The following is a 12,937-nucleotide window of genomic DNA, read 5'->3' on the forward strand; positions in this document are numbered from 1 at the left end:
TTCAACGACACCGACGTGGCGTCGAACAACGACACGGACATCGCGTCGAACAACGCCATCGACGTGGCACTCCTCCCGATCGGCTGAACCACGGTCCCAAGTGGCGGCGTCCCGCGAGATGTCGTCCCCTATGGACCACGGCGACGAAGCCGCGTCACCCCGGTGAGCCGGGGTGACGCGGACCCGTGCGTCCCGGCAGAGAGGAGACGTGGGTGAGCGCACGCACGCCCATCGAGGTCGTCGAGCTCGCGGCGAAGGCGGTGAACGCCTACCAGCGCGAGGACCTCGCCGCCCGCCTGGCGCAGACCAGGAGCAGGGTGCTGGATCCGGTCGTGCGCGTCCTCGTCGTCGGGGAGTTCAAGCAGGGCAAGAGCCAGCTCGTCAACGCGATCGTCAACGCGCCGGTGTGCCCGGTCGATGACGACGTCGCCACCGCGGTACCGGTGGCCGTGCGCTACGCGGACGCTCCCGGCGTCGTCCTGGTGGGCGAGGACGGGAGCCACGGGGAGGTGGCGGTGGAGGACCTGGCCGACCACGTCTCCGAGGCCGGCAACCCCGGCAACCGCCGGGGCCTGCGCCAGGCGGAGGTGGGCATCCCGCGATCGGTCCTCGCGGGTGGACTGTGCCTTGTGGACACACCCGGTGTCGGCGGGCTCGGTTCCGTGCACGGTGCCACGACGATGTCCGCACTGCCCACCGCGGACGCGGTGGTCCTGGTGTCCGACGCGGCACAGGAGTACACCGCGACCGAGCTCGAGTTCCTCCGTCAGGCGGCGCGGGTGTGCCCGATGGTGGTGTGCGTGCTCACCAAGATCGACCTGTACCCCGACTGGCGACGCGTCGCCGACCGCGATCGCGCCCACCTCGCGTCCACCGACGTCACCGCCGATCTGCTGCCCGTCTCGTCGGTGCTGCGGCTGCACGCGGTCAGCACGGCCGACCAGGAGCTCAACCAGGAGTCGGGGTTTCCCGCGTTGCTCGCGCACCTGAGGGAACGCGTCGTGGACCGGGCCGCCGAGCTCTCGCGCCGGTCCGTCGCGCACGACGTGCGCGCGGTGGTGCACCAGCTGACCACGTCGATGGAAGCCGAACTGGCCGCCCTGCGCGACCCGGACGGGGCCCAGGGCCTGCTCGTGGGTCTGCACTCCGCCAAGCAGCGCGCCGACGCGTTGCGGGAGCGCTCCTCACGCTGGCAGCAGACGCTCAACGACGGCATCGCGGACCTGATCTCCGACGTCGAGTTCGACCTGCGCGACCGGATGCGCCAGATCACCAGGGAGGCGGAGGCGCAGCTGGACGAGATCGACCCGGCGCTCGTGGAGGACCAGTTCGTCGACTGGGTGCGGCAACGCGTGTCCGCGGCCGCGTCGGCGACGTTCGTCTGGACGCACCAGCGCGCCCGGTGGCTGGCGGACCAGGTCGGCGAGCACTTCGCCGACGAGGGCGGCGAAGTGCTGCCCGATCTGCACACCCACGACCCGGACACCACCCTCGGCCGCGCGGTCCCGTTGAAGTTCGTCGAGTCCGAGAGCTTCGGGTTCGGCAAGAAGCTGCTGGCGGGCGTCCGGGGTGGCTACGGCGGCACGCTGATGGTCGGCATGCTGGGCACGGTGGGCGGGCTGGCACTGCTCAACCCGATCTCCCTGGCGGCGGGAGTGCTGCTGGGCGGCAAGGTCGTCAAGGACGAACGGAAACGCCTGCTCGAGCGGCGGCGCAACGACGCCAAGACCGCCGTGCGGCGCTTCCTGGACGACGTGGTGTTCCAGCTCGGCAAGGATTCGAGGGACCTGCTGCGCGAGCTCCAGCGCGACCTGCGGGACCACTTCACCGCGTGCGCCGCGGAGCTGTCCCGCTCGATCGGCGAGTCGATCAAGTCGGCCCAGAGCGCGATCGAGTCCGACCGCGGTGAGCGGAGCAAGCGGATCCAGGACGTGCGCGCCGAATTGAACCGCGTCTCGCACCTGGCCGCCACCGCGGGGGCGTTGGACGAGCCGATCGGGTCCACCCGATGAGCGCGCGGGCCACCCTCGTCGGTCAGGTGCGTTCCGTGCTGCGCGAGGCGGTCGAAGCCCACCGCGACGACGAGGACACCGCGACCCTGCTGCGCCGCCAGCTCGACCGGATGGACGAGCCGTTGCGCGTCGCGATCTCCGGCAAGGTCAAGGCGGGGAAGTCCACGCTGCTCAACGCGCTGGTGGGCGAGGAGATCGCGCCGACGGACGCGGGCGAGTGCACGCGCGTCGTGACCTGGTACCGGCACGGTCACAGCCCGCGCGTCACCGTGCATCCGCGGGAGGGCCTGCCCCGGCAGTTGCCGGTGAGCCGCGTGGACGGCGCGCTGCGCATCGATCTCGATGCCGCGCCGGAGGCCGTCGAACGGGTCGTCGTCGACTGGCCGACGCGGGGCCTGCGCGACACCACGCTCATCGACACGCCCGGCATCGCGTCGGTCTCGCACGAGATCTCGGCGTCCGCCACCAGGTTCCTGGTGCCCGAGGACGAGCCCAGAGAGGCGGACGCCGTGATCTACCTGATGCGTCACCTGCACCGCACGGATCTCCGTCTGCTCGAGTCCTTCCAGGACCGCGGTGTGGCGCGTGCGACGCCGGTCAACACCATCGCGGTGCTGTCGCGCGCGGACGAGGTGGGCGTCGGCCGCATCGACTCGCTGATGTCGGCGCGGCGGATCGCCCAGCGCTACCGCGCCGACCCGCGGCTGCGCAAGCTCTGCCAGACCGTCGTGCCGGTCGCCGGTCTGATCGCGCACACCGCGCGCACGCTGCGGCAGGACGAGTTCACCGCGCTCGCCGGGCTGGCGGCCGCGCCGCGCGACGAGCTGGACTCCGCGATGCTGTCGGTGGATCGGTTCACCCGCACGGGTGATGGTCGTGCCCGGCTGCTCAGCCGGTTCGGGCTCTTCGGCGTCCGCCTCGCCACGGTGCTGATCCGCCAGGGCTTCGACGATCCTCCGCGCCTGTCGGCGGAACTGGTGCGGCGCAGCGGCCTCGACGAGCTGCGCGAGACGTTGTCGGTCCTGTTCGCCGAGCGGCGCGACCTGTTGAAGGCCCGCTCGGCGCTGCTGGCGCTGGACACGGTCCTGCGGGACCGGAAGTGTCCTGACGCGACACGGCTGCTGTCCTCCGTGGAACGTGTGCTCGCCGAAGCCCACGAGTTCGCGGAGCTGCGCACGATCGGGGTGTTGCGTTCCGGAGCGGCGGAGATCCCGCCGGAGGCGAGCGCGGAGGCGGAACGGCTGCTCGGCGGCGATGGTGGCGGGACGTGGTCTCGTCTGTCGCTGCGTCCGGACGCCGACCGCGAGACACAGCTCCGGACCGCGCTCGAGGCGCTGTCGCGCTGGCAGCGGTGGGCCGAGAGTCCTCTCTCCGGCAGGGCGTTCGTCGGTCTGGCGCGAGTGGTCGTGCGCAGCTGCGAGGGACTCGTGGACCGGCTCAACGAGGACGGGTGACGGCGAGGCAGGCCTTCAGCTGTGCCAGCAGGTCCGCCCGGTTTCCCGCGCCGATGCGCCGCCGGATGCGGGCGACGTGGTGTTCCACGGTCTTGGCGGAGATGAAGAGCTTCTCCCCGATCTCCCGGTGCGTCATGCCCGCGACGAGGAGCTCGGCCACCTCCACCTCCCGCCGGCTGAGACCGGCACCGGGCCGGCCGGCGGGGGTGGCCGGGGCAGGCTCGTCGTGGCTCTCCCGCAGCGAACGCGCGCACGTGAGCAGGACGCCCATCGAGCGGCGGTCGGTGGTGCGGATGGCCGCCTGTCCCGCGAGCTGCGCGGCCTCCCACACCAGTCCCGCGGTGGACATGGCCCGCGCGGCGTGCTCGACGGCATCGGCGTCGACGTCGCCGCCGAGCACCCGCAGCCAGCACTGCGCCGCCTCGGCGAGGGTGTCGGCGAGCGGGGTACCGCCCGCCAGGGTCCGCAGACAGGAGGCGTGGTGCGCCGCTCTCACCGGGCATTCCGCGGCGATGGCGGCCAGCGCGCCGTACCAGTGCAGCGGTGCCGCCCACAGCGGCGGGCGGCCGATGCCGTCCAGCAGTGCCTCCGCCCCCTGCAGGTGCGGTGCGAGCCAGGTGTCGGCGTGCAGACGGGCGGCGGAGACCGCGATCTCGCCGATCGGCAGGAGCACGTACAGGTCGACCGGATAGCGCATGACCGCGTCGCGGGCGCGTGGCCACGCCGCGATGACGTCGGTGTGCGCGCCCAGCCTGCGGGCGATGCCGATCTCGATCGCGGCGGCGAACAACTCGTCACGCGGATCGGCCGTGCGGCACCGGCCGCCTGCCTCGTGCAGGCTGGTTCTCGCCCGCTCGAACTCACCACGCAGCATCGCGATCCACCCGAGCAGCAGCGCGTGCCGCGTGCGCTCCGCGGGGCCGCCGGTCGCTCCGCGCAGGACCGCCTCGGCGATGTCGAGCTCGCCGAGGTTGATCGCGACCAGCGCCGCGAGGGCGGCGGGAGTGTCCGGCAGCAGCGCGGTGCGGCCGGACGGGGCGAGCAGTGCGGCGGCCCGCAGCAGTTCCGACAGCGCGAACACCGCGGAGCCGGTGACCGAGTCCAGCACGCCGTGGGCCATCAGGTCACGTGCCGCGCTGTCGACGGTCGGGTGGTCCGCGACCGCCGCGCCGACCACTCGTCGCGCCTCGTCCAGCCTGCCGAGCCCGACGAGCGGGGGCACCGCGCTGGTGGACGGAGCCGGCCACTGGTAGAGCGCGGCGCTCTCGGCGGCCATGCCGCGGTGAGCGAGCGCGGCGGCGCTGATCGTGGTGGCGAGTGCCTGTGCGGGCTCGTCGGGGCGTTCGAGCACCCGTTCGGCGAGCGCCAGCGCGACGTCGAAGTCGCCGGCCAGCGCGGCTGCCTCCGCGCGGCGGGCGGCGAGGGGTGGCGCGGACGCGCCCGCGTCGACCGCCGCCGAGTAGAGCTCGGCCGCCAAGGCCGGGTCGTCGCCGCGAACCTCGTCACCCGCGGCTTCCAGGGCGGAGGCCGCTCGGCTTCCCCGAGCACCGCACTCCAGCAGCAGCCGTCCCGCCTCCACCACCGACGCTCCGTGGTCCAGGCGCGTCAGCGCGACCTGCTCCTCGATCTCCCGCCGCCGTGTCGCGGGAAGCCTGTGCAGCACCGGCCGCACAGCCAGCTCGATGACCGTTCCGGCGCTGTCGAGCAGGCCGGTCGCCCGTGCGCACTCGACCGCCGCCGAGACCTCGGGTCCCGGCATGTCGAGCACGGCACCCAGCGGGTCCGCCGCGGTCTCACAGCCGAGTGCCACGGCGGCCAGCACGTGCAGCGCCTCCGCGGGCGCCCGGTCGACCATGCGTTGGACCTGGTCCGTCACGTCGCGGGGAACCGGCGCGCCGTCGCGCAACGCCTCGGCGACCCGGACGACCAGCGACGGCATGCCGCCCGTCTGCCGCCACACGAGGTCGACCAGGTCATCCGGTGGATCGGTCGGCACCAGTGCGGCGATGCGCTGCGCGGTCGAGGCACGGCTGAGTGGTTCCAGCCGGATGGGCTGCTGGGTCCACGGCAGCCCGCTGAGCGCCGTGACGACCGGCCACGGACGATGCGCGACGACGAGCATCGAGTGGTTGTCGGTGGCCGTGCGCGCGAGTCGCGTCACCTCGGACTCGTCGAGCTCGTGGGCGTCGTCGACGAGGACGGCCCCGGCGCTCATCGAGGAGAGCACGCCGAGCAACGTGCTCTTGCCGGTGCCACCGGGGCCTGAGACGGCCACGACCCGGGCGGTGTCCCGATCGGCGGCCACCTCCTCGCACAGCCGCCGGGCGGCTGCGCAGTCCGCGAACAATCGACGTGCTGATTCGACGGCCGACGCCGCACCGGAATTGTTCATCCGCTTCTCCCCTGCGATGGCGAACGACTCCATCGATGCACCTATCGCCGCAGACCAGCGGGGCGTTATTACAATTCCAAGAACAACACCGTGGGTGATCTCGCAACCACGCACTGGTCGCGATCATGTCTGAAAGATCTTCAGGTCGTGAATTTCTTTACATATTTTGCGCGATCATTTTTCCGCGCGGGAGTCAAGACCGCAGCGCTAATATGAACCCTATCGAGTGAATACGCGAACCCCGTCGAGCAAGGACAAGTCGGCTTCGTTCTCACCGGCGCAGGACCTCCTGCTCCAGCCAGTCCTCCAGCGCCCGTTCCGCCGAGTGCTGGAACGAGCGGGTGTCCACGTTGTCGGCGCGGAGCTCGTACACGGGGATGCCGGCGGCGCGAAGGGCCCGGTTGGTGAAGTAGCTGCCGCGGGCGTCGTCGGAGACCAGGTGCACCACCCCGTCCACGCGGTGGAGCTTGGCTTCCTTCACGTACCACTCGCTGGACCACGGCGGCGTGTAGAGCTGGTCGTGGAAGGCGGCGAACCGGGCCGCGAGCGTCCTCAGCGGATCGTCGCCGTAGCGCGGGTAGCCGTCCGCCGCGATGGCGAGGTACATGGACCACACGAAGACGGCGCCGTGGCGTTGCTCGAACCTGCGGTAGAAGTCCATGTCGTACCAGAGGCCGCGTCCGATCCACATGAGCCGGGCCCGCTCGTCCTCGCACACCGCAGCGCCGGACCGCACGCGTGCCTCCACCTCCTCGTAGAAGCGTTGTGCGGCGTCGCGCGCCCAAACCGAACCCCGGTGCCACTGCGGGATCATGACGCTCGGGATGCTGTCGGTGACGGCCAGCGGGCTCGGCGTGGTGCGCGCGATCAGGTCACGGGTCCGCCGGTTCCACTCCGCCTGTTCGTTGACCAGGTCCAGGACCCGGCGCAACGCGCGTTCGCTGAACACCTGCCCGGTCGTCGTCTCCAGGTACCGGACCAGGTTCTCCAGCTCGGACACCATCAGGTCGAGCCTGGCCGTGCCGACCGCCTTCTCCCAGTCGTGCGGCATGAGCTCCCACCAGTTCACCGGGACGGTGTTCTCGGCGGCGCTCTCCAGCGCGTAGTAGGTGATGCCGGGCTGGCTGCCCCACACGTCGAAGATCTTGCGGCCCCCATCGCCGACGGTCTCGGCGAGCACGATCGTCGGGCGGGGCAGGCCACCCCACGGCGTGTGCTGCGGTTCCGGCCCGAACAGGGACGCGAGCGAGATCGAGCTGTACTGCTCGGTGTGGTCCGGGTAGCCGCGCTCGCGCAGGAGCTCCAGGTGGTGGGGGGCCATCCGCTTGGCCGCCACCACCGACGCCCACCACTGGTTGACGACGTACGGGATCCCCATGGCGCGGAAGATCTCCTGCGGTGCGTCGGCGTTCACCAGGGCCAGCGGCCCGCCCGCCGCGGCGGCCTCGCGCAGCCCCCGGAACCACTCGCGCTGGTACCGAGTCGCCTCCGTTGCCGAGGCCAGCAGCTTCTCAGCCAACGAGGACCTCCGCGAGGTCGATCGAGCCGTACTCCTGGTGCTCGAACATCACGGCCGGAATGCCGTGCCGTGCCAACGCCTCCTTCTGCGCCGGGAAGTCCCAGGGCGGGGCGTCGTCGTGGCGGCGGACGTACGACACGACCAGTTCGGCCCCGCACTCGACGGCCGCACGCGCGGTGTGCGCGGCACGGTCGGAGATCGACGCACGGGCCGCGGTGGGTCCGTTGTACTGGTAGCGCTCGACGAGCGCCGCGAGCGTGGGTTCGCCCACGAGCCTGGCGGCGAGGAGGTCTCCCCAGTCGTGGTCCTCGCCGACCACGACGCACCCCGACTCCTCCAGCGACCGGTACACGTCAGGATTGTCGTGCGAGCTGCCCGTCACGAACACGCGCCGTCCGGTGTGGACGTCCAAATCGGACTGGATCAGCTGTCGCAGCAGCCTGTTGTGCTCGACCACGGGCACGACCGCGCCGAACGCGGTCAGCGCCTGCACACCGGTGAGCCGGAGGTCCCTGCGCAGCAACGAAATCGCTCGCCACAGCTCGCGGCGGGCGTCGTGCGCCATGATCGCCGACGCGATCTTCGGCTCGGTGAGCCGTGTCCCCGTCCACCGCTCCAGCACGGCGACCAGCTCGGCGAAGCGGCGTTCGACGTACCGCGTGGTGGTCCAGTGCGGCAGGTGCAGCACGTCGACCAGGTGCGTCTCCGGCAGCCCCAGGCCGGGTTCGAGCCGGCGCAGCTCCCGCACCGCGTAGAACAACCGCAGCGAAGCCTCGCAGTCCCGCGACAGCAGGAGCCGGTCGAGCCGGCCGTACTCCCCCGCCAGCAACCGGGTCAGCACCGACAGGGAGGCCGCGTCGACGCCGCGGCCCAGGTAGGTCTCGCCCTCGGTGACGTCCAGACCCGGCCGGCCCGCGAGCCGCACGGGAAGCGCGCCCGCCGCCGTGACCAGCTCCACCGGGACGTCCTGGCCGACGCAGCCGATCACGAGACCGTCCCACGAGACCGGATACCGGTGTTCGTAGTGGCCGGCGAGGCGTTCCAGAGGTGTCGCCACGGTCAGATCACCCGTTCCGCGCGCAGTGCGGCGAGACGGTCGTCGTCGTAGCCGAGGAGGTCGCCGTACACCAGGTCGTTGTGCTCGCCCAGGGCCGGAGCGGGCTGGTCGAAACCGACGGCCGAGCCGGAGAACACGATCGGCACCCCCGTGGCGGAGATGTCCGCGGTCGCGCCGTGGGACGGGTGGGTCAGCGCGACCACCTCCCGGCGTCCGCGGACGAGCGGGTCCCGCACGGCCTCCGCGGGCTCGCGCACCTCGGCGGCCGGCACGCCGTTGTCGACGAGCAGCGCCACCGCCGCGGCACGCGACTGCCCGGCCGCCCACTGTCCGATCCGCTCGTGCAACGCGGACGAGTTGGCCACCCGCGCGTCCCTGGTCGCGAACCGGGGGTCGGCGGCCAGTCCCGGCTCCCCCATGGCCTGGAACACCCCCGCCGCGAACCGGTCGGTCGGCCCGCACAGGGCGAGCCACCCGTCCTCGGCCTCGAACAGTCCGAAGGGCGCGAGCCTCGGCACCAGCGAACCGGTGCGCTGTGCCAGGCCGACAGCCGCGTAGGCGTCGAAGGGTTCGCACGCGACCAGTGACGTCAGCGCGCCGAGCATCGAGACGTCCACGTGCTGGCCGACGCCCGTGCGGTCGGCCTGCACGACGGCGGCGAGGGTGCCGATGACCGCGAACAGCGGTGCGACCAGGTCACCGACCGGCAGGCCGTTGCGGACCGGGTCGTCGCCCTCCTGCCCGGCCGTGCCCATGATCCCGGACAGCGCTTGGACGATCGTGTCCATGGCCTTGGCGGGACCGCCTTGGGCGCCGAAGCCGCTGATCGACGTGTAGACCAGCCGCGGGTTGACCGCCAGCATCGCTGCCGGGTCGATGCCGAGCCGGGTGGTGACACCGGCGCTGTAGTTCTCCACCAGCACGTCGGCGCGCCGCACCAGGTCGGTCAGGACACCGCGGCCGTCGGGGTGCTTGAGGTCGAGCGTCACGCTCTCCTTGTTGCGGCCGCGCAGCAGCATCGACACGGACATGTCGTCGTCGTGGACCCGTCCGAGGCCCAGCCCGTCCCTGCCGAGGTACGGCGCGTTGCCGCGCGACGAGTCCCCGCCGGTCCGCGGGTTCTCCACCTTGACCACGCGCGCGCCCAGGCCTGCGAGCAGCAGGGTGGCGTAGGGCCCTGCCAGGGCGGTCGTGAGATCGACGACCGTCCGTCCGGCGAGTGGTTGCTCGGTCACCTGCGCACCTCCTCGGTCACGACCGGCACGTTCCGTGACGGTCGGCGTCCCACCTCTACACTCGGTGATCGTGACGGCCACGCCGCGATCCGCCGCCCCGCGCGATCCCCGCTCCGACCAGCTCCCCCGGCAGCAGCACGGCGGCGCGCCCCAGCACCTGCTGATGACGCTCTACGCGGACTACTGGCTGTCCACCGGCGGCTGGGCGTCGTCGGCGGCGCTGGTCCGCCTGCTGGCCGAGTTCGGGATCACCGAGACCAGCGGAAGGGCCGCGCTGAGCAGGCTGTCCCGGCGCGGCATGATCACCGTGCACCGCAACGGCCGCCGCACGTTCTACGGCGTCGACGGCGCCGCGGCGGTGACGCTGGGCGACTCGGTCCGCAGGGTGCTGTCGTTCGGCGTGACGTCCGAGCCCTGGGACCGCACGTGGACGACCGTCGCGTTCTCCATCCCGGAGGAGCAGCGCGAAGTCCGCCACCAGCTCCGCACCCGGCTGCGCTGGCTGGGGTTCGCACCCATCTTCGACGGCTTCTGGATCTCGCCGACCGCGTCCGGCGACGACACGGTGCGCGAGCTCGACGCCCTCGGCGTGACGAGCGCGGTCGTGCTGCGCACCGGCGGACCGGTCGGCGGGCGACCCCTGACGGAGGCCTGGAACCTCGACGAGGTGCGCGACCTCTACGAGGAGTTCACCGACACCGTGTCGCCGCTCGCCGAGCAGGTCCGCGCGGGCCGCGTCACGGCCGCGGAGGCACTGGTGCGCCGCACGCAGGTCATGGACGAGTGGCGCACCTTCCGCTGGAAGGACCCGAACCTGCCGCACGAGCTGCTGCCCGCCGACTGGCCGCGCGACACCGCACGCGCGTTGTTCGCCGAGGTCTACGACGGACTCGGGCCGCTGGCCGAGCACCGGGTCCGCCAGATCGTGTTCGAGCTCGACCCGGACGACGTCGGACTGGTCAGGCACCACACGACCCACCAGGCGCCCTGACCGGCCGAGCGGGGTTCGACGGCGAGCACTCATCCGCACTCCCCTCGAACCGTAGTGCCCGAAAGTCTTCATCTGACTTATAGACGACCAGTCGAAACGATAAGTGTCAAGCATTGCCGCCCGCGTTGGCCAACAGGTCGTCCAAGGCAGTGCGTCGAGGCACTGGCAGAAAACAGAAAGCCGAGTTGAGCAGGTACATCCTCGTGTCGATCGAGCAGGAAAATGTAGAGTGTTTTCATGACCGCTGCTCCTCGTGAAGTGCCCGCACTCCCCAGGATGCAGGCCGGTGGCAGCCCCCAGCACCTGCTTCTCACCCTGATCGGCGACTACTGGTACGGCCAGCGGGCACCCCTGCCCTCGGCCGCTCTGGTGGAGCTGCTCGGCGAGTTCGGCATCACGGAGACCAGCGCGCGGGCCGCGTTGAGCAGGCTGTCCCGCCGCGGGCTGCTGGAGCTGTCGCGGGCGGGCCGGCACACGTCCTACGCGCTGAGCCCGCGCGCGGCACAGGTCCTGGAGGCGGGCCTGCGGCAGATCGTCACGTTCGGCGCCGTCGAGGAACCGTGGACCGGGCAGTGGACGGTCGCGGTGTTCTCGGTGCCGGAGGAGCAGCGCGACCTCCGCCACGCCCTGCGCTCGCGACTGGGCTGGCTCGGGTTCGCGTCCCTGTTCGACGGCGTGTGGGTCTGCCCGCGCGACCGGGTCGCCGCCATCACGGAGGTGCTGTCCGAGCTCGCCATCGACTCGGCGGCGGTGCTGCGTGCCGAGGTCACCGACGGCAGCCCCCTCGGCGGTCACCCCATCACGGCGTGGGACCTCGACGAGCTGCGAGACCGGTACGTCGCGTTGATCGACGAGTACTCCGAGGTGCGCGGGCGGCTGGCGGACGGGCGGATCGGCACGGCGGAGGCGCTGGTGGTGCGCACCGCGCTGATGGACGACTGGCGCCGGTTCCCCGGCCTCGACCCTGACCTGCCGATGGCGCTGCTGCCGCAGCCGTGGCCGAGGGCGCGGGCCAGGGCGTTGTTCACCGGGCTCTACGACGAGCTGGCACTGCTGGCCGAGCAGCGCGTGCGCCAGGTCGTCAGCCGGTACGACGAGGACGCGGCGGCCCTGGTGCGCGGACACGGCAGCGACTACGCGGGCTGAGCGCGGCGGCCGACGCCGGGCAGCACGACCTCGTCGCCGTCCCACGCGAAGTCCGCGACCAGGCCCGCCACCGCGCCGATCCGCGCGACGTAGTCGGCGACCTCTTCCCCACCGTCCGAACGCGACACCGGCACCGGTCGTCCCGAGTCGTCGATCCAGCACGGCAGGAAGCCGGCCGAGACGATCCCCTCGCGGTCGAAGCGGCAGACGGCGATGACCGTGTTCCTGCTCTCCGGGTGGAACGGGTAGAACGGCATGTCCGGGTCCGGCGCGAAGCCGTAGAGCTCGACGCGCCTGCGCGCCCAGTCGGCTCGTTCGGCGCTGTCGTTGCCGGTCGGCGTGAGCGCGTGGGTGACGGTCACGAAGTTGCCGAGACCGTGGAAGATCGGACGCCCGCGGTAGACCTCGACGCCACGCATGATGTGCGCGTGGTGACCGAACACGGCGTGCGCGCCGGCGTCGATCGCGGCCCGCGCCACCGGTTGCTCGTACATCGCCAGTGCCGCGGGCGTGTGGCCGACACCCTTGTGCATGGACACGGTGACGACGTCCACTTCGGACGCCAAGGTGACGATGTCGTCCGCCATCGCGGCCAGGCTCTCCGGTTCGGCGAAGGTGTACACGCTCGGCGGGCCGCCTGGACTGGCGTGGTCCAGCTCGTAGTGCGTGAGCACCCGGACGTAGGCGCAGCCCGCCTTGCGGGAGGTGGCCCAGGACTCGCGCGGTCCGACGAGGTTGTAGCTGAGCACGCCGATCCGCAGGCCGCCGCGGTCGAGCACGGCGGGCCGCCGCCCCGAACCGAGGTCGGGTCCCGCTCCCGCCGTGGCGAGCCCGGCGGCTCGCGCGTGGGCGATCGTGTCCGCCACGCCTGCCTCGCCCGCGTCGTACACGTGGTTGCCCGCGAGGGTCACCACGTGGAAACCGGCGTCCGCCAGCGCGGTCAGCCCCGCCGGGTCGGCGGGCGGTGCCGGGACGTCCGTGCTCACCTGGACGTCCGTCGTGCTGTGCGGCACCTCGACGTGGCCGATCACCAGGTCGCCCCTGCCGAGCGCCGGTGCGGCCGGTGCGAGGAAAGACGCCGGGTCCGGCTCATCGAGCACCAGGTCCCCGACGGACAGGACGGTCACCACG

General features: G+C 72.0%; 9 protein-coding genes. 4 read left to right on the top strand and 5 right to left on the bottom strand.

The window, feature by feature from the left end:
• The first annotated feature begins 212 nt into the window (after positions 1 to 212).
• Positions 213 to 2,012 (top strand): dynamin family protein, encoded by a 1,800-nt coding sequence (locus VF330_RS22170; protein ID WP_330853559.1) that lies wholly within the window; start codon positions 213 to 215, stop codon positions 2,010 to 2,012.
• Complete coding sequence (locus VF330_RS22175; RefSeq protein WP_330853560.1) at positions 2,009 to 3,466, top strand: dynamin family protein; 1,458 nt, start codon at positions 2,009 to 2,011, stop codon at positions 3,464 to 3,466. The genes VF330_RS22170 and VF330_RS22175 overlap by 4 nt, the downstream gene beginning before the upstream one ends.
• Here VF330_RS22175 and VF330_RS22180 read toward each other — a convergent pair.
• From VF330_RS22180 to VF330_RS22195, 4 genes are all read right to left on the bottom strand, one after another.
• Complete coding sequence (locus VF330_RS22180) at positions 3,450 to 5,891, bottom strand: helix-turn-helix transcriptional regulator (RefSeq protein ID WP_330853561.1); 2,442 nt, start codon at positions 5,889 to 5,891, stop codon at positions 3,450 to 3,452. The two genes, VF330_RS22175 and VF330_RS22180, sit on opposite strands and share 17 nt — an antisense overlap.
• 238 nt (positions 5,892 to 6,129) lie before the next feature.
• Positions 6,130 to 7,377, bottom strand: a complete 1,248-nt coding sequence (locus tag VF330_RS22185; protein WP_330853562.1) for a 2-hydroxyacyl-CoA dehydratase family protein — start codon at positions 7,375 to 7,377, stop codon at positions 6,130 to 6,132.
• Entirely contained in the window at positions 7,370 to 8,434 is a 1,065-nt protein-coding gene (locus tag VF330_RS22190; RefSeq protein WP_330853563.1) for a 2-hydroxyacyl-CoA dehydratase family protein, read from the bottom strand. Before VF330_RS22190 ends, VF330_RS22185 begins: the two co-directional genes overlap by 8 nt.
• 2 nt (positions 8,435 to 8,436) lie before the next feature.
• Complete coding sequence (locus VF330_RS22195) at positions 8,437 to 9,669, bottom strand: CoA transferase (protein ID WP_330853564.1); 1,233 nt, start codon at positions 9,667 to 9,669, stop codon at positions 8,437 to 8,439.
• A 70-nt stretch (positions 9,670 to 9,739) separates the two neighbouring features.
• On the opposite strand from VF330_RS22195, the gene VF330_RS22200 reads away from it, so the two are divergent.
• Together VF330_RS22200 and VF330_RS22205 are read left to right on the top strand one after the other, a co-directional pair.
• Entirely contained in the window at positions 9,740 to 10,660 is a 921-nt protein-coding gene (locus VF330_RS22200) for a PaaX family transcriptional regulator C-terminal domain-containing protein (protein ID WP_330853565.1), read from the top strand.
• A 237-nt stretch (positions 10,661 to 10,897) separates the two neighbouring features.
• A complete protein-coding gene (locus VF330_RS22205) occupies positions 10,898 to 11,806 on the top strand; it encodes a PaaX family transcriptional regulator C-terminal domain-containing protein (protein WP_330853566.1) in 909 nt (302 codons plus the stop codon).
• Here the strand turns inward: VF330_RS22205 and VF330_RS22210 are convergent.
• On the bottom strand, positions 11,794 to 12,936 hold the full coding sequence (locus VF330_RS22210; protein ID WP_414675424.1) for a CapA family protein: 1,143 nt from the start codon (positions 12,934 to 12,936) through the stop codon (positions 11,794 to 11,796). The genes VF330_RS22205 and VF330_RS22210 overlap by 13 nt on opposite strands.
• Position 12,937: the final 1 nt, after the last annotated feature.

The organism is Lentzea sp. (assembly GCF_036380075.1).
GTDB lineage: Bacteria > Actinomycetota > Actinomycetes > Mycobacteriales > Pseudonocardiaceae > Lentzea.